Annotated in this window: 15 protein-coding genes; 8 read left to right on the plus strand and 7 right to left on the minus strand. The window is 52.3% G+C overall.

What is annotated here, in order from left to right:
• Positions 1–35: 35 nt before the first annotated feature.
• Complete coding sequence (locus BZG20_RS11545) at positions 36–1,460, minus strand: diguanylate cyclase (RefSeq protein WP_158010035.1); 1,425 nt, start codon at positions 1,458–1,460, stop codon at positions 36–38.
• 220 nt (positions 1,461–1,680) lie between these two features.
• On the minus strand, positions 1,681–3,312 hold the full coding sequence (locus BZG20_RS11550; protein WP_077579100.1) for an alpha-glucosidase: 1,632 nt from the start codon (positions 3,310–3,312) through the stop codon (positions 1,681–1,683).
• Between the two features lie 223 nt (positions 3,313–3,535).
• Here BZG20_RS11550 and BZG20_RS11555 point away from each other — a divergent pair, with 223 nt between their 5' ends.
• The 7 genes from BZG20_RS11555 (at position 3,536) to BZG20_RS11585 (ending at position 10,021) form a co-directional block, all read left to right on the plus strand.
• The gene (locus BZG20_RS11555) at positions 3,536–4,459 is read left to right on the plus strand and encodes a LysR family transcriptional regulator (RefSeq protein WP_077579101.1); all 924 of its coding nucleotides are present in this window, start codon (positions 3,536–3,538) and stop codon (positions 4,457–4,459) included.
• A 221-nt stretch (positions 4,460–4,680) separates the two neighbouring features.
• On the plus strand, positions 4,681–6,183 hold the full coding sequence (zwf, locus tag BZG20_RS11560) for a glucose-6-phosphate dehydrogenase (protein ID WP_077579102.1): 1,503 nt from the start codon (positions 4,681–4,683) through the stop codon (positions 6,181–6,183).
• On the plus strand, positions 6,180–6,905 hold the full coding sequence (gene pgl, locus BZG20_RS11565; protein WP_077579103.1) for a 6-phosphogluconolactonase: 726 nt from the start codon (positions 6,180–6,182) through the stop codon (positions 6,903–6,905). Before zwf ends, pgl begins: the two co-directional genes overlap by 4 nt.
• Positions 6,906–6,916: 11 nt before the next feature.
• A complete protein-coding gene (gene gnd / locus BZG20_RS11570; protein WP_077579104.1) occupies positions 6,917–8,365 on the plus strand; it encodes a decarboxylating NADP(+)-dependent phosphogluconate dehydrogenase in 1,449 nt (482 codons plus the stop codon).
• Positions 8,366–8,478: 113 nt separating this feature from the next.
• Positions 8,479–8,766, plus strand: coding sequence for a DUF134 domain-containing protein (locus tag BZG20_RS11575; RefSeq protein WP_077579105.1), 288 nt, complete (start codon positions 8,479–8,481; stop codon positions 8,764–8,766).
• Between the two features lie 333 nt (positions 8,767–9,099).
• On the plus strand, positions 9,100–9,609 hold the full coding sequence (locus BZG20_RS11580) for a NifB/NifX family molybdenum-iron cluster-binding protein (protein ID WP_158010036.1): 510 nt from the start codon (positions 9,100–9,102) through the stop codon (positions 9,607–9,609).
• A complete protein-coding gene (locus BZG20_RS11585) occupies positions 9,602–10,021 on the plus strand; it encodes a PaaI family thioesterase (protein WP_077579107.1) in 420 nt (139 codons plus the stop codon). The genes BZG20_RS11580 and BZG20_RS11585 overlap by 8 nt, the downstream gene beginning before the upstream one ends.
• Here BZG20_RS11585 and BZG20_RS11590 read toward each other — a convergent pair.
• From BZG20_RS11590 to BZG20_RS11600, 3 genes are read right to left on the minus strand one after another with little or no spacing between them, the layout of a single operon-like run.
• A complete protein-coding gene (locus BZG20_RS11590; protein ID WP_077579108.1) occupies positions 10,014–10,985 on the minus strand; it encodes an L-threonylcarbamoyladenylate synthase in 972 nt (323 codons plus the stop codon). The two genes, BZG20_RS11585 and BZG20_RS11590, sit on opposite strands and share 8 nt — an antisense overlap.
• A gap of 8 nt (positions 10,986–10,993) precedes the next feature.
• Positions 10,994–13,441: a DUF2309 domain-containing protein gene (locus BZG20_RS11595; RefSeq protein ID WP_077579109.1), complete on the minus strand. Its 2,448-nt coding sequence runs from the start codon at positions 13,439–13,441 to the stop codon at positions 10,994–10,996.
• Positions 13,441–14,808: an NADH-quinone oxidoreductase subunit L gene (locus tag BZG20_RS11600; RefSeq protein ID WP_077579110.1), complete on the minus strand. Its 1,368-nt coding sequence runs from the start codon at positions 14,806–14,808 to the stop codon at positions 13,441–13,443. The genes BZG20_RS11595 and BZG20_RS11600 overlap by 1 nt, the downstream gene beginning before the upstream one ends.
• 99 nt (positions 14,809–14,907) lie before the next feature.
• On the opposite strand from BZG20_RS11600, the gene BZG20_RS11605 reads away from it, so the two are divergent.
• The gene (locus tag BZG20_RS11605; protein ID WP_069589407.1) at positions 14,908–15,840 is read left to right on the plus strand and encodes a LysR family transcriptional regulator; all 933 of its coding nucleotides are present in this window, start codon (positions 14,908–14,910) and stop codon (positions 15,838–15,840) included.
• On the opposite strand, the gene BZG20_RS11610 is transcribed toward BZG20_RS11605, so the two are convergent.
• The gene (locus BZG20_RS11610) at positions 15,776–15,937 is read right to left on the minus strand and encodes a DUF2256 domain-containing protein (RefSeq protein ID WP_077458369.1); all 162 of its coding nucleotides are present in this window, start codon (positions 15,935–15,937) and stop codon (positions 15,776–15,778) included. The two genes, BZG20_RS11605 and BZG20_RS11610, sit on opposite strands and share 65 nt — an antisense overlap.
• Positions 15,927–17,483 (minus strand): deoxyribodipyrimidine photo-lyase, encoded by a 1,557-nt coding sequence (locus BZG20_RS11615; RefSeq protein WP_077579111.1) that lies wholly within the window; start codon positions 17,481–17,483, stop codon positions 15,927–15,929. Before BZG20_RS11615 ends, BZG20_RS11610 begins: the two co-directional genes overlap by 11 nt.
• Between the last annotated feature and the right edge of the window lie 162 nt (positions 17,484–17,645).

Raw genomic sequence — 17,645 nt, forward strand, 5'->3', positions numbered from 1 at the left:
TAGGTATAAGTAGCTTATGCCGCGTAAGAGGGGGGTTAGTCGTTTTTTGTGTTGTGTGCTGGGCGTTGCTCAAATCCCACTTGATCACGTCCATTGTTCTTCGCCCAATATAGGCGTTGATCCGCCAAGTGGACAAGATAGTCAGGCGAGATGTCTGGCGTACACTCAATGGTCGCAACCCCCAAACTAGCGGTAACATGACGAGCGGCGTTGGATCTGCTGTGGGGAATACCGAGTGCTGCAATCGACGCTTTAATCGTCATCGCAATCGATACGGCGTCTGCATGCTGGGTTTCCGGTAAAATACAACTAAATTCCTCGCCACCATATCTCGCGGCCAAATCTTGTGGACGCTTGAGGCTTTGTTGAATCACCTCGCCAACTGCCTTTAGGCATCTATCGCCTGCCAAGTGACCATAGGTGTCATTGAAGTGCTTAAAGTAATCTAAATCGATCATGATCAGCGACATAGAGGCGTTTATCCGCTTGAGCCTTTGATATTCGCCGTCGAGCACGTTATCAAAGCGGCGGCGGTTCGCTAAGCCAGTGAGGGCATCGGTAATACTCAGCGTTTCAAGCTTGTCACGAGCTATTTTGAGCTCGGAAAGGTAGTTTAGTTGATCCCAATAGGTGCGAAGTGTAAATAAGGCGAGTAACCACAACACAATCAGCGCTCCCACAGCGACTCTCACCTGATGACGCCAATCTGCCTGCCAATGCTGGTCTGCTTCCCCAACTACGGCATAAAAGGGGAGCCCCTCGACTTTACGAATACTGAATAAACGTGGCACGCCATCTATTGGCGAGGTGGCGCGAAAGCTCTTGTCGGTTTGCCCGGATGTGATAAAAGCCTCAACGATAGGATCATCAATGAGTTTACCCAAGGTTTCCGGCATAGCGGGCTTTCTTGCCAATAATCGAAGGTTTTTGTCAGTGATAGCGACCACGTCCAGGGGATCTATGGAAATATGCTCGACCCATTTAGAGAAAAAGGTGAGATCAACGCCCACCGCGGCAAACCCTTTGAAGCCTGGCTGCTCGGGCAAAAGCTCACGCGTCTGTGTGATGTTTAGTGGGCCGGTCGTACTTTTAAACGCGTTGGAGACAAAGGTATCTCGATCAGGGAAATCGCGCAGTGCTCGGCAATAGTCTCGGTGACTTCCATCCCACCCTAGTTCGTCACTATTCGCATGGGTAATGATACAGTTTTGATCAAAAAGGCCGGCGAGAATGACATTAGGGACGGTGTTCATTTTGGAGACAACAAGCTCTGTTAGTTGCTGATGTGCTTGCAAATCTTTGGGCGGATAGACGAGATCCTCAGGCTCAACATGCCCTAGTATATCTCTTAATAAATAGTCGGTGATTTGAAATGAGCCATCGATCCATTCGGCGATCAAAAAACTCACGCCTTCGACGCGCCCACGGGCTTTATCTTCTTCTTGTTGTAACGAGCGCATTAAGCCCATTGTTGCGACTGCACCGAGAAGCAAGCAAAAAACCACACAAAAAATCAGACTGCTCTTTCGGTTGGACACTAATCACACTGCTCCTTTGTTCACAAATTTAACTATAGGAGCCGCTACTTCGGTTGTCGACAAGGCTGAATAGACGCGCGCCTGCAGCTGTCGGCAGGCGCGATCGTAGCGTCTTGATGTGATTGGTAGACTGGGCGCTCTTTTATTGCATCACCGTAAACGACTCGTAAGGGGCCAGTTTATAGGTGGTGCTTAACTGTTTAACCGGATCCATGTTGTAGCTGAGGCAAGTTAGGGGCTTATCGCGCCAGTGATCGGGGAGGGTGATGGCTTGTTTTTGCTCGCTAAAGTTGCTGACCACCAAAACACGGTGGGTGTCGTCGAAACGCTCGTAAGCGATGACATCCGAATGGTCTTCCGCCACAGGCGCAAACTGGCCGTGTACGATCACTGGATATTGCTTGCGCAGCTTAATCAGTTCACGGTAGTGATAAAGCACTGAGCCGCTATTTTCAGTCGCCCGTGCCACATTGATGGTGGTGTAGTTAGGATTAACCGGTAACCATGGCGTCCCTTGGGTAAAGCCTGCCTGCGGTGCGTTCTCCCATTGCATCGGGGTACGGGCGTTATCGCGACTGTTTTGGTATACCGCCTCCATCATGGTGTCTGAATCCACGCCTTCTGCAACACGCAAGTCGTAAAAATTGCGGGTTTCGATGTCTTGATAATCGTCGATAGACGGGAAGGCGACATTGGTCATCGCAATCTCTTCCCCTTGGTAGATATACGGCGTACCTTTCATCAAGTGCAAGGTGGTGGCGAGCATTTTTGCCGAGCGGGTCCGATATTGGCCGTCGTGACCGAACTTGGACACCGCGCGAGGCAAATCGTGATTGTTCCAAAATAGTGAGTTCCAACCGCTATCGGCCAGCGCTTGTTGCCATTTGAACAGTACCTGTTTGAGGGCGGCGACATCCAGCGGCACGGGCTGCCATTTATCGCCGTCTTTCCAGGTAGCGGTAATGTGTTCAAATTGGAACACCATGGAGAGTTCATTGCGTTCCGGTGCGCTGTAAAGCTTGGCAATCTCGGGCGTTGCGCCCCATGTTTCGCCGACGGTAAGCAAGTCTTTGCCGCCAAATGTGGCCCGATTCATGGCCTGTAGCAGTGGGTGAAGGCGCGGCCCGTTGCCAGTGATGCCTTTATCGATTTCTTTACCAATTAAATCAATCACATCAAGGCGGAATCCGCCAATGCCTTTGTCAATCCACCAGTTCATCATTTTATACACGGCGTCATGGACGGCGGGGTTTTCCCAGTTCAGATCGGGCTGGCGTTTGGAGAACAAGTGAAAGTAATACTGCTCGGTGTTTGGCTCCCATTGCCATGCGCTGCCACCAAAAATTGAGCCTTGATCATCGGGTGCACTGCCATCGGGTTTGGCATCGCGCCAAATGTAAAAGTCGCGATAAGGACTGTTTTTGTCGTGAAGCGCGGCTTGGAACCAAGGGTGTTCGTCGGAGGTATGGTTCACCACCAAATCCATCACGATTTTGATGCCAAGCGCGCCGGCTTTATCAATTAAGCGCGTCATGTCTTCCATGGTGCCAAATTCAGGCGCGATCGCGCAGTAATCGGAAATGTCATAGCCATTGTCATCCATCGGCGATTGGTACACCGGCGATAGCCATAACACATTGACGCCGAGCCAATGTAAGTAATCGAGCTTCTCGATAATTCCGTTAAGATCGCCAATGCCATCACCATTGGTGTCGTAAAAACTGCGTGGGTAGATTTGATAAACAACGGCATCATGCCACCAAGCGTTCTGCATACCGATTACCTCTTATTGACAATGAAAATCCTCAAAGCCTCGGCTTGAGCTGTGGCCAACAGCCTAGCGCGCGGGCGGTGCCAAGAAAAATAGGCGTGACGCTTGTTGATATAACCGATTGGCTATAGGTAAAGTGATAATAGGTGAAAAATATGCGTTATGATTGAATCACGTATCTTGATTAGGCTATAAAGTAAGCCATTAAACTGTGAGTGGGGGCGGTATGGATGTAGAAAAAGTCGCCGGCTACTTTATTGCGGTGGTTGAGGCAGGGGGTATTAAAGCGGCTGCGTTGCAGTTAGGGATCAGCCAACCTTCATTGACGGCACAGATCCAAAAGCTTGAGCAACGTTTCGCGTGTCCGCTGTTGGTTCGCCACCCTCGCGGCGTCAGTATGACTGCAGCAGGAGAGCTTTATTATCAGCATGCCACGGCACTGCACGCCGAGCGGCAAAGGCTTCATGCCCAGATTCATGCTTTGCAAGCGCGTGAAGCAGGACAAATAAAGCTTGGCACTGGGGAGGCGTGGTGGCCCTTGTTTGTCAAACCGGCAGTGCTTGAGTATCAAGCGGATCGTCAGTGTGCCGTCCACATCGAATTTGGCAACCGTTTGGCACTGATGGCATCGCTACTCAGTGGCGATGTGGATGTGTTTATCGGTCATGAAATTGACGATTTGGTTGCGAGCCAGCAAGTGCGCTTTATGCCGTTGTTTCAGGATACGGAAAGCTATTATGTGGCTGATAACCATCCGCTACTCACAGACACATCCGCCAGCATCGACTCTCAGCGCCTAAGTGATTGGCCTTTGATGCGTGTCACGCCTGATCATGCCCGGCATGCGCATTTGCTGGCGAACCCCATCAGCCTAACAACGCACGTCAACCAAGTGGTGTTTGATGTTGATGCCCTCAGTCCCGGTATCGACTTATTACACGACACTCAGTCGGTGATGCCCTATACCAGTCGAGCCCAGATGTATCTGGCGAGTCAGGGGGTAAAAGTGTTGGGTGCTCACCCGAGTAAGAGAGGTAACGTCGGTTTATATACCTTGCGCAATGATCGGCATGAGAAAGTCGACGCGCTGATCCAGCAGCTGTGTGAGGCGGCTCATCAGATGGACACTTCGCCATGTCATACCAGTTAGGGTAAAGCTTATTGGTTAAGAAAGTGCTAGACTAAGTCGCCTTTGTCGCACACTGTCTGTGTCGTGCTGGCTGCGAATGTAGGGATTAGCTAGCCGATTCAGCGTGTTCCAGTGGTGACATCGATGGCATCAATAGGTAGCGCCAATTACCAATTTGGCCTTAGCGCTGCTAATTTGTGGCGCAAATCACATGCAGTACCTTTATTATCAAAGGAAAGATGATGGTAATTCCAGAAAACAGCAGTATTGTTATTTTTGGTGCATCTGGCGATCTGACCTTCCGTAAGCTGATCCCAGCCCTGTACCACTTATATGCGAACAAACAGCTGCCTGCGTCTTTCGCGATTCTAGGCGCAAGCCGCACCTTCTACAGTGACGAGTCATTTCGCGATAAACTACGTCACTCCATGCAAGAGCTTGAAGAGACCGATCCTGCCACGCTCGACGCCTTTATGGCGCATGTTCACTATCAATCATTTAATATCTCTGACACCAACGAATATGGTGCGTTGACAAGCCGCTTGGATGCGCTTTCTGACCAATATGGCTTTACACAGCGCAATACGCTTTTCTACCTCGCGACTCCACCGAAGCTGTATAACTTTATTCCTGCCTGCCTGGCAGCGCATGGCCTCAATGATGAGAGCAACGGTTGGAAACGCTTGGTGGTTGAAAAGCCGTTTGGCTATGACTTAGCCTCCGCGCGTCAGCTCGACAAAGACATTCATGCTTATTTTGCCGAGCATCAGATCTATCGCATTGACCATTACTTAGGTAAAGAAACGGTGCAAAACCTACTGGTTTTCCGTTTTTCTAATGCGATGTTTGAACCGCTTTGGAACCGTAACTTCATTGACTATGTAGAAATTACGGGGGCTGAAAACCTTGGGGTAGAAGGCCGCGGTGGTTACTACGATCAGTCTGGTGCGGTGCGCGACATGTTCCAAAATCACTTGTTGCAAGTGTTATCGCTCGTGGCGATGGAGCCTCCGGCGCAAATCAATGCTGACGCCATGCGTGATGAAGTATTCAAAGCGTTGCAGTCACTCGAGTCGCTCTCTGAAGACGACTTACACAATAACCTAGTGCTAGGTCAGTACACCGAATCTCACGTGGGTGGTAAGCCACTGCCTAGTTATCGTGATGAGCCAGGTGTGGCGGAAGACTCGCGTACTGAGACCTATGTTGGCCTGAAGATGTTTATCAACAACTGGCGTTGGAATGGGGTGCCCTTTTATGTGCGCACCGGTAAACGCTTGCCAACACGTGTGACCGAAGTGGTGATCCACTTTAAACAAACTCCGCATCCTGTATTTGGTAAGAATGCCCCTGAGAACCGTTTGGTGATCCGCATTCAGCCCGACGAAGGCATACAAATGAGCTTTGGTCTTAAAGAGCCAGGTGCCGGCTTTAACGCGAAAGCGGTCAATATGGATTTCCATTATACGTCGCTGGAAGAAACCCAGATGCTGACCGCCTATGAACGTTTGTTGCTAGATGCCCTCAAAGGCGATGCGACCTTGTTTGCTCGCAGTGATGCGGTCGAAGCTTGCTGGCAGTTTGTTGAGCCTATTCTGCAGTACAAAGAAAATGACAAAGCCTTGTTTGGCTATGCCTGCGGAACATGGGGACCGAAAGAAGCGGATCAGTTGCTGGAGCGTGATGGCCATGCTTGGCGCTTTCCCTGCAAAAACCTGACTGACACGGAATACTGCGAATTATGATAAATGCCCGAATTTTTGATGATGCCGACGCGGTGGTCAATCACTTAGCCGACGCGATGCAAGCGCTCAGCGCGCAAGATCGTGCCGTGCACATTTCGCTTTCTGGCGGCAGCACGCCCAAAATGCTGTTTAAGCGTTTAGCCAGTGATGATTATGCCAATGCGATTCAGTGGCAAAACCTGCATTTTTGGTGGGGCGATGAGCGCTGTGTGGCACCGGATGATGCCGAGAGTAACTTCGGCGAAGCCAATAAGCTGCTATTTAGCCACATTCGCATCCCGGAAGAGAACATTCACCGCATTCGGGGTGAAGACGATCCGGATGTGGAAGCGGCCCGCTTTAGTGCGGAAATGCAAGCCTTGATCCCAAGCGAAAACGGCACGCCTGTGTTTGATTGGATTTTGCTGGGCGTCGGTGGCGATGGCCATACCGCCTCACTGTTCCCGCACGATCCTCAGTATGACAATACTGCGCTCGCGCTGGTGGCTTCGCATCCAGAGTCGGGGCAAAAGCGTGTATCAAAAACCGCCCGTGTGCTGCGCGCGGCGAAGAAAATCAGTTATCTGGTGTTGGGTGAAGGTAAGCAAGCGATCGTGCATGAGATCGCCACACACGAGCCTACCCAACTGCCATATCCTGCCGCCAATATCCGTAGTGCCAAAGGCACCACGGAATGGGTACTCGATGCCGCGGCAGCAAAAAAATTACCAGAACAGAATTAATGGAGAGCACGATGAAAGGTGATATCGGCGTAATTGGTTTGGCGGTCATGGGCCAAAACCTGATCCTCAACATGAACGACAACGGTTTTAAAGTGGTGGCGCATAACCGTACCGCTGCCAAAGTTGATGAGTTTCTTGAAGGCCCAGCTAAGAACACCAACATCGTTGGCGCTTATTCGTTGGAAGAGCTGGTTGAGAAGCTAGAAGCACCGCGTAAAGTGATGCTGATGGTTCGCGCTGGTGATGTGGTCGATACCTTTATCGACAAACTGACGCCATTGCTGGACGAAGGTGACATCATTATCGATGGCGGTAACACCAACTACCCAGATACCAACCGTCGCGTGGCAGCACTGCGTGAAAAAGGCATTCACTTTATTGGTGCTGGTGTCTCTGGCGGTGAAGAAGGCGCACGTTTCGGGCCGTCTATTATGCCAGGCGGCTCAGAAGAGGCGTGGCCTGCGGTCAAGCCTATCTTCCAAGGTATTGCGGCGAAAACCGATACCGGCGAACCATGTTGTGACTGGGTCGGTCGTGACGGCGCGGGCCACTTTGTGAAAATGGTGCACAATGGTATCGAGTATGGCGACATGCAGCTGATCACCGAAGCGTATCAGTTCATGAAAGACGGCCTTGGCATGAGCCATGACGAGATGCAGCAGGTGTTTACCGATTGGAACAAAACCGAGCTAGATAGCTATCTGGTCGAGATCACTTCAGACATCTTGGGGTATAAAGACCAAGACGGTGAGCCACTGGTTGAGAAAATTCTCGACACCGCGGGTCAAAAAGGCACCGGCAAATGGACCGGCATCAACGCGCTGGATCTTGGCATTCCGCTGACTCTGATTTCTGAGTCGGTCTTCTCACGTTGCCTGTCGGCACTTAAAGATCAGCGTGTCGCGGCAGAGAAGCTGTTTGAAAAACACATCCAGCCGGTTGAAGGCGATAAAACCGAGTGGGTTGATGCGCTGCGTCAAGCGCTGCTGGCGTCAAAAATTATCTCTTACGCGCAAGGCTTTATGCTGATGCGTGAAGCGTCTAACGAGAATGGTTGGGATCTGAACTACGGTAACGTCGCACTGATGTGGCGCGGTGGCTGTATTATCCGCTCGGCCTTCTTGGGTAATATCCGCGATGCGTTTGATAAAGATCCTAACTTGGCCTTCTTGGGCTCAGATGCGTACTTTAAAGGGATTTTGGATAACTGCTTGGCGGCATGGCGTAAAGTGGCGGCGAAATCGATGGAAACCGGTATCCCAATGCCATGTACTACATCGGCGCTGACCTTCTTGGATGGCTACACCACGGCACGCTTGCCCGCGAACTTGCTGCAAGCACAGCGTGACTACTTCGGTGCCCACACCTATGAGCGTCTTGATCAGCCGCGCGGTGAGTTCTTCCACACCAACTGGACAGGCACTGGCGGTAACACCGCTTCTACCACGTACGACGTGTAACGTGACAGACTAAGTCACTGCCTGTCGCAATAAATAGAAAAGGGATGCCTCGGCATCCCTTTTTGTTGGCATAAGCAATAAACTCACTTAGCATAAGCGAAAAAGGAGATCCTATGCCGCGTCCTAAAATGCCCCGCCGTATTTGCGGGAAACCCCATACCAACTGTTTTAAACCCAACGCCATTCCACTCAGTGGGCTAGAGACAGTGACCATTGGTTTGGATGAGTTCGAAGCCATGCGTCTTGTTGATCATCAGGGTATGCAGCAACTGCAAGCGGCGGAAGTCATGGGCGTATCTCGTCAAACGTTAGCCAACCTAGTCAAACGCGCCCGCGCCAAAACCACCGCCTGCCTCGTAGAAGGCAAAGCCTTGGTGTTTGAGTCAGAAGAGTCGTGTTAGGTTAGCCATCTACAAAAACAAGATCTGTGCTGCGTGTGACTCACCAAGGTGCTTTTATGGTTTACTAAACTGTAATTTCACGTCAATGATTGCCGTGAAAATAGGTATTTTTAAACCAATACTTCCATTTAGTTATTGTCATTCATCATGCGGCTTAGCAAGGATGAGCGAGTGTTCGAAAAAGCATTTTGTCGCACGGCGTTGCAGCTTGACGCGATCACTCTCCATATCTTTATGCGACAGCTCTCATTTTTCTTTCACAGAATAGTTTGCATATGCCACAAATCAAGCGTATTTTTGGCATATGCTATTTATATAAAGAGAGAACGGAAGATGACAATTGCTATTGCGATGACCCAAGACCGCCCGGCGGGGCATTTTATGAAGGCCGAGCACTTTGCGCTGTTTGACGACGATGGCCAAGCACTCGTTCAGTTCGCCAACCCACGTGTAACAGAAGGTTGCGGTGCCAAAAACGCCTTGATAGCGATGCTGAAAGCTAACCAAGTAACACGTGTGGTGACTCGTCATATTGGCGAGCATGCGTTAGCGGGATTACTTGATGCTGGCTTACATGTTTATCAGTTAACCAATGGTCGCCTAAATCCTACCCAGTGGCTGTCGCCTGCGTATTGGCAACCGCTTACGGATGCGAGTCAAGGACGGCCGGCGTTGCAGCAAATGAAGCAGCAATCCCAACTACGGAAAGGAGCGTGTCGTGCTGATCGGATGTGCGGGTGTGGTTCTAAACGAAGTGGGTTAGGTTCTGAGCATCGCGGATGTGGCAAGCGGCAAGGTAAAGGCGGTCACGCCAGTGGACAGGGTTGCGGTTGCCATGACTGAATTACGTGTGATGCCGCCACGGTCGCATCATCAGTGTGTAGCTTGCAGTGACAACGGGCTATTCAACCTTAAATTTTATCAAGACGATAATAACGCCGTGACCGCAAGCGTATGGTTAGAAAGCGCTTGGCAAGGGTATCAAGATCAGCTGCACGGTGGGGTAATCGCTACGCTTATTGATGCGGCGTTGACCCATTGTACCTTCCTGTTTGCCCCGCAAAGTGTGACAGCGTCACTTAATATTCGCTATCACCATCCAGTGCCCATTGCGGTTGAGGCGGAGGTACGAGCATGGTGTGTAAAAGCGAAACATGGAATGAGTCAGTTGGAGGCAACGCTTACCGTTGCGGGCACTGTGTGTGCCAGTGCAACGGCAAGCTTCATGCGAATGCGTGCGTCAAAAACTAGCTAACGGCGCGGCGTAGGCGATCATGCACGGCAAGCCATGCTTCGCCATGAGGAGGCTGGGCGAGCCAGATCTCATCGACGCCCAGTTGGTCGGCTTGGGCAAGTTGGTGATATAACGCTTGCCCGTAGCGTGCAGCGTCATCTGGCATGGCAATACAGACCAGATCATCCCGTGCTGGGGCGTCGCCAAAGTGAAGCAAGGCTGCGCGTTTTTCCGGATGGGGCGCAGGGAGATCAGACAAGTCTGCCGCCACCATCTGCAACCGCGTATTGGGCTGGTAATGGCTTCCCACATTGCCGGGCACCACGGTGTCGTGCTGCTCGGGAGCGTCAACCGTTTCACCCAGCACGGCGCTCAACTCGCTAGCGGTGATTGGACCGGCGCGAAGTACGCGGAATGGACGCTTGGTAAGATCGACAATGGTCGACTCCAGCCCATGTTGGCAAGGGCCGCCATCAATCACCGCAGCGATCTTTCCGCCTAAACCATGCATCACTTGCTCCGCCGTGGTGGGACTGAGCTTTTTATACGGGTTCGCAGACGGGGCGGCAACGGCAAGCTGATGGGTGGCGAGCAGGTCTAACAACACAGGTTGCGCGGGTACGCGAAGCCCAATGGTATCTAATCCACCCGTGACTACCGGTGAAACATGCTCGGCACGTGGCAGCAGCAGCGTCATCGGCCCTGGCCAGAAGGCATTCGCCAGCTTATATGCTTCATCCGGGATTTGCGTTGCCCACTCGGTGATCGATGCGACGTCACCGAGATGAACAATCAAAGGATGATTGGCGGGTCGCCCTTTAGCGGTAAAAATGCCCGCGACGGCGCCTGGATTGCWGGCATCCGCTGCCAAACCGTACACGGTTTCTGTGGGCACCGCGACTTGTTCGCCGGCTTTTAGCAGCTCGGCGGCTTGTGTTAGGTCCGTTGAACACTGCGCTGAGAGAAGTTGCGTTTTCAACGACATGCTCCGTTTTATTTTGCTACGTTCAGGTGATACCACTGACCCGAGCGATCGCGTTGCCATACTGCACCTTGCGCATCAATTTGCATCAAGTACAGCCAGCCGTGATTCGCCAGCGCGGCTATATCGTCATGGCGTGCAAGTATACTATCAATTGCCTCCCGAGGGGCAGCGATAAATACGCTTAATCGCACTGGCTGGTGGCGATATCGACGGCCATCGTGCACTGATTGATGCGATAAGCCAATTCGTAAGTCGCCACCATTCCCTTCAAATACGCCAATGTGGCCACCCACGATGTTGTGTAGCAATTTGTTTCCACTGCCGAATTTTTCCGGTGCGGTGACAGAAGCAAAGTACTGCAGATTGATCCAATTGGTCACCACCATGGGCGCGGTGAGTATGGTTTCAAGCTGGCTAAAGTCACGGTCTTTGTGCATGTCGTAGTCGTGTAAAAAGCTGCGACCTTGCAAATTAATCTGTCGAGACAGGGTGCGCGGGCCCACGATTAACGCCGCGTTGTCACACAGTCCCCACTCAGGACGCATTTGCGCCCAGTCTTTGGCCCGTGTACCAAAGAAGCGTTTGAGTTTGGATGGCTGGGTAGGCGCCTGATCAAACTGACTGGCGCGGGTAGCACGTGCTTGCTCGCTTGCGTTGACCAGCCAAGTTTGCCATTGCGCATGCTCGGGAGCGTGAAAGACATCCAGTGCGTCGGTGGTGGTGTTGTGCATGGCGGCATAAAAACGGGTGCTGGCGGGAATCGCCACGCCTTGCTTTGCCATGGCATCACGTACGTCGGCATCGTTAAGAAGCTGTGCAAGTACGCGGACATTTACCTCGCCGGTTTGTCCGCCGCAGGCACCACAGTCAAGCCCTGCTGCATGAGGGTTGTTACAGGTTTCACTGCCATGACCGACCAACAGGACGGCATCGGCCAGTTGATCAGCAATGCCCATCGCGCGCAAGATACCAGCGCCTAGCTCGGCCTTTTCTGCTGCGGTTAACGGTGTATTGTCACGGGTGAGCGCCCAATCACTGTCAGTATGGCTGAGTCGATTTAACGGGTTCTCGGTGCCAGAAATGCGTAATGCGCGTTTTAATAGGCTCACTAGCTTTAACATGCCACCGGCTTCGACCATGCCTAAATTGGCAGCGGGCGCATCAAGGCTGTGCTGCCAGCCGAGCTTGGTCATTCGCAACCAGCGTTCGGGGGTAGCATGAGTTTGTGAGGCGGTGACCGCTGGCGCCAGTAAGCCGGGCAGTTGTGGCCGATGAATATGGCTATCGGTGGGCTGATAGGCAATCGGCAAGCCAAAAAAGCCAGCAAAGCCAAGGGTTTGAATTCGTTCGGATTGCGCTTCTAATGCGCGACGCATTGGCTCAGAGCGCACATCGATACAAAATACAGCCTGAAGCGTGGGGGAGGTGTCGAGCGTGTCGACACTAGCCTGCGCAGATAGGGCGTGTGCCCAAGGGCGCTGCTGACTGATTTCCAGCGCTTGTTGCCAAATCCACAGGGGCGCGAGCTGTTGCTGTGCTTGGTGATACCAATGGCGCACATTCACCGCTTGATGGTGCATGGACTGACGAATGCTTGCCCACGCTGCGTCACGGTGTTTAGCAAGCCAGCGTGCCAGCACTGTATCCCACGCGAGTAAAATCGCGAATAGGCCCATGCCATGATCTTGTTGTTCACTGTCACTGAGCTGTTGCTGCCAATCTAACCAAGCTTGCCAGCTTGCCCAACCTGATAAACCATGCATAAGCGCGTGGCAATAGGCCAAGTTACCGTCTTGGTCGTGAAGAGTCGGTTGCCAAAAGGCGGCCGCTTCAGCGATCAGGGCATCGATTTGAGTGGGCAGTGCGGCGAAATCGGCAAGTAAATCCACGCCAGTGAGGGTTTTAATGCCTTTATCTTGGCTCACCACATCCAACCAGCATTGATAAAGGTGCTCACCGCCTTGGCCTTGAGCATCAAAACGCTGTGGGTATTGGTGATAGAGCGCGAGAAACTGGCTCACTTGCTGCTGGATTTCTTGCTGCCACGATAAGCCTTCTTGTGCTTCTCGAGTGCGGTCACACAACTCAGCTAATGGCTTCCAACGCGGGAGGTCACTGCTATGACTACGCAGTGCACGCAGGCAATCACTTACCGTCAATGCGCTGCCAGAGGTTGAAATGGCCTCGGCAAGGTGTGCCTCACTAATCGGCGATTGCCAATGTGACAGATAGTACGCCGACGACATTAACGGACAATGGCCGCTTAACACCGCTTGTTCGGCAAAAACTTGCTCAATGGGGGTAAAGCGTTGCGGCCACCATGGGTTCACCGCAATCATTTGATCCAACGGCCAGCTTGGCGCAATCGCGGCGACTGCTTGCTGTGTGGCATCGCGAAAATCGCTCACATCGAGGGACTCAGGGTATGCAGATACATTGGGCGTTTTCGCAATCATTAACGGGTCTCCTTATGCGGTTGCCATTGAGTCGTCTGTAGTTGGATTAAAGAAGCACTCGGCCACCATTTGAGAGTCAAGCGCGTCGCCCACTCATCAAGGTAAGCGCCGGCGTTCAGCCAGATAAATAGGCGATTCACCCACGCTTTGTGAGGACAATACTGGACCGCCAGTGACAGAGCAAACAGCGCGATAAACAGCACCAGCGCAAAGGCATCGGCAAATAAGTAGGTGGCATTACCGCCCGCGACAAACACAATCAAGCTATGTTTAATGGCGGCGTAGAGTCCGAGCAGGCCAAGTGCAAACACGCTACTGAGCAGCACGCGTGTCGGGCGGGCAGCGCCTGGGCGCGTAAAGGCTGGTAATAGCAGCATGGTCATCGCCATCCACAACAACCAGCCAGCGGCCAAGCTATTTAAAATACCGACACTTAGATGTACGGCGACAATCAAACCGCCTGCGGTGGCCATCGCGGCAAGCCAATGGCTACGACGCGGGACTGAGGCATCAGCCAGTTGGGTTGCGAGCCAATGATTCACGCCATTGCCGCTGTTGAGGAAAGAGAACGCCTTGTAGAAAGAGTGCGCCAGTAGGTGCAGCAGTGCCAACTCGTAAAGACCTAGGGCGATTTCGACTAACATCAGCCCCATTTGGGCGACGGTCGACCACGCCAGTTTTACCTTGATGCTCACGCGTGTCAGGCTCACCAGCCCAGCTACCAGCGTACTGACGCCCGCGATAACCAGCAGTGCTAGGCTGGCACTGGGGCTCGCCGCGAGCACTGGCGCGAACAGCATCAATAAGATCCCGCCAAGGTTCACAATGCCAGCATGCAACAAGGCAGAGACAGGTGTTGGCGCTTCCACCACTTGAATGAGCCAGCCGTGCAAGGGTAGTTGAGCGCACTTGATAATCGCCACGCCCACCAACATAAAGGCGGCGATGCTTACAGTCAGCGTATGAGGTTGCTGGCTGACTTGAAACATCAATTGGTCAATCTGCGCGGTTTGGTAGTGGAAAAACAACAGTAAAAATGCGCCACCGAGTAGCAATTCGCTAAAGCGGGCGAGCAGCATCTTTTTGTGTGCCGCGAGTTGGGCGCGAGGCCGATGCGGATAGAAAAGAATTAAACGACCCAATGAGAGGCTAACCGCCACCCAGGCGAGCCAAAACAGCAACAGGTGATTGCTGACTAAAACTAACAAGACTGCCGACAAGGTGAGCAGTAAAGAGGAAAGAAAACGGTGCTTGTCGGCTTCACCTGCAAACGCAGTGGCACTGTATCGCCAGATAACACCGCCAAGAAGAGCAACCAGTGCGAGCAGCACCAGTTTGAGCGGGGTGACGAGAAATAGGGATAACATGACTTACCTCACAGCAATAGTTATGAGATACATTGTGAAAACTTACTACAGTTAAGTAAAATACATAATAAATCATTTTTCATTCTGTTTTAGAGAACGATGAGCCGACTTAACTACCATCATTTGTATTATTTCTGGCAGGTAGCGCGCCACGGCAACCTGACTCAGACTGCCCGTCAGCTGCATATTTCGCAGTCGGCGCTGTCGTCGCAAATCAAGCAGCTTGAACAGGCGATGCAGGTGCAATTGTTTGAGCGCCAAGGTCGTACATTGACGTTGACCGAAAGTGGCTATCAAGCGATGAACTATGCCGAAGAGATATTCCGACAGGGGGAAGAGCTTGAGCAGTTGCTATCCAGCGGCGGGGCCCTGTCCAGTGCCACGATTCGCATTGGCACCTTATCCACCATGTCGCGGAATTTTATCGAGCAGTTTATTCAGCCATTGGTTAATCAACGAGAGTGCCGCTACGTGTTGCAGTCGATGGATCAAACCGGCTTGCTCCATGCGCTGTCTGATCACCAGTTAGATTTGGCGCTAACCAATATTGCGGTGCGGGGTACCAATAAACAGATTTGGCAGTATCAGCAATTGGCTCGCCAGCCGGTAGCTGTGATTGGTTGGCCGGGTAAAGCCTTATCGCCCACCTTAGACGCCAGCTACCAGCACCAAGCGTGGGTGTTACCTTATGGCGATAACCCGATTCGCTCGGGGTTTGATGCTATCTCTGCGCAGTATCAACTCAAGCCTTACATCATGGCAGAAGCCAATGATATGGCGATGCTACGCCTGTTAACCCGAGACAATGACGCGTTGGCGGTAATGCCCGAAGTGGTGGTTCGCGATGAGTTAGATAGTGGCATGCTCACCCGCTACGCTTTACTGCCGAGTGTGTATGAGCCGTTTTATGCGGTATCAATTAAACGTCAGTGGGTACATCCGAAATTGAATTCACTGTTAGATGCATTCAGTGCGTCGCCGCTCGCGCATGGCGACGACCTTCGCGACGGCAACGGTCAGAGCAATACCTAACCTCGTCCCAACAGCGCGCCCACTTTTTACGCCATGTAAACGGGCGTTCGCACGTCAAACATACCTTGCTGGGAAGATGTGGCTTTTTATGCGCCATCTTGGTTGTCTCCGATAGATTGAGCAGCAGGTGAACGTGATTTTTGAGCGCGCTTGTCCGCGTTCTCGGGGCTATTTGTTGGCTCAGGGCTGTTTGGACGCACATGGGTGGCGAGGATCCGTGCTTTCTCGATACGAACGGCGTCTTGTTGACGAAACGACCATAAAATATCTCGCGCCCGTTTGCCTGTTTGTTCGATATCGACAATGGGTTTCGGGTAGTCTTCGCCAAGCACCACACCGTACATCATCGCTTCCATGTCGGTCATTTGCCACGGGGTATGGATCAAACTGTCGGGCAAGGGAGAAAGCTCGGGCAACCATTCACGAATAAATGCCCCCTCGGGATCTTGCTCCTGCGATTGTTTCACTGGGTTATAAATGCGCAAGGTATTGGCGCCTGTCACGCCAGCTTGCATTTGAAATTGGGGGTAATGAATTCCGGGCTCAAAATCGAGAAATAACTGCGCGAGGTGATGCACACCGCGGCGCCAATCAATCAACAAATGGTGGGTTAAAAAGCTGACCAGCATCGCCCGCATACGAAAGTTGATATAGCCAGTGGCGTGTAAGCAACGTATACAAGCATCGACGAGCGGATAACCGGTATTACCTTGTTGCCATGCGCGCAGGTGCGCATCGCTCTGCGGACCGTTTGCGTACTCAAAATGTAAGTAGCCTCGATTGACGGGCCGATGCTCCATGTGGTGCTCGCTTTCAAATTTCTGCATAAAATGACAGTGCCAATGCAAACGCGACACCATAGCTACCAGCGCACGCCGCCAACCCTTTTTTTGCCAATGAAGGAGGGTGATTTGATACATCTCGCGTAAGCTGATGTTTCCCCAAGCAAGATAGGGTGACAGTCGCGTACAGCTTTTGCGGCTGGCGAGTGGTTTAGAGATGTGGCGCTGATAGCGTTGCCCACGCTCGCGGAAAAAAGACTGCAAGGTTTTATACGCCCAACTCGGCCCGCCGGGTTGAAAGCGTGGCGCGGGCGAATCCCAGTTATGGTGACCGAGCGACGGTAGCGTGAGTGATGCGTTTAGCCAGCGCGCTTGTTGCCAATCCGGTTCGGCAAGGGGAGCGCGCATCACCTTTTGCCATTCAGCGTCCCAATCAACCCGATCTTTCGCGCCGCGGATCACCGCCCCAGTGGGAAATTCATGCCAAGGGATCTGATGGCTTGCTAGCCATTTCGCCACCGCTTTATCTCGAGAAAATGTCGCGTCGACGCCAATTTCTTGATGGCTGTACACCGCGCCAATTGCCTGCTGCTGGTGGATGGCGTCGAAAACGGCGAGTGCGTCACCTTGGCAAATGGTGACCTGCCCGCCAAGCGGCGCCAGCTGCTGATTAAGATCGCACAGCGACTGCCAGACAAATCGCCAGTGGCGCTTACTATGGTGCGGATCCTTAAGCAGCAGTGGCTCAAACAGGTACAAAATCACCAAGGGACGCCCAGCGGCAATGGCGGCTTGTAATGGGGCATGATCCCGCAGGCGTAAATCGCGTTTTAGCCATACAAGGCTGATGGGCGCGGACATAGGGCTCTCGACAGTCGTAACAACAATTTATATTTATCCATGGGCGATACGAGGCTGAATGACGCTTGGATCCCTAAGGGGGAGTTGGTTGAGGTCTAATTTCTCTCATTAACAAGCGCTAAGCACACAAAGCGAAATCAAAATGGTTTGCATTTGCCTTTT

Origin of the sequence: Salinivibrio sp. IB868 (genome assembly GCF_001995655.1) — a bacterium.
Taxonomy (GTDB): Bacteria; Pseudomonadota; Gammaproteobacteria; order Enterobacterales; family Vibrionaceae; genus Salinivibrio; species Salinivibrio siamensis.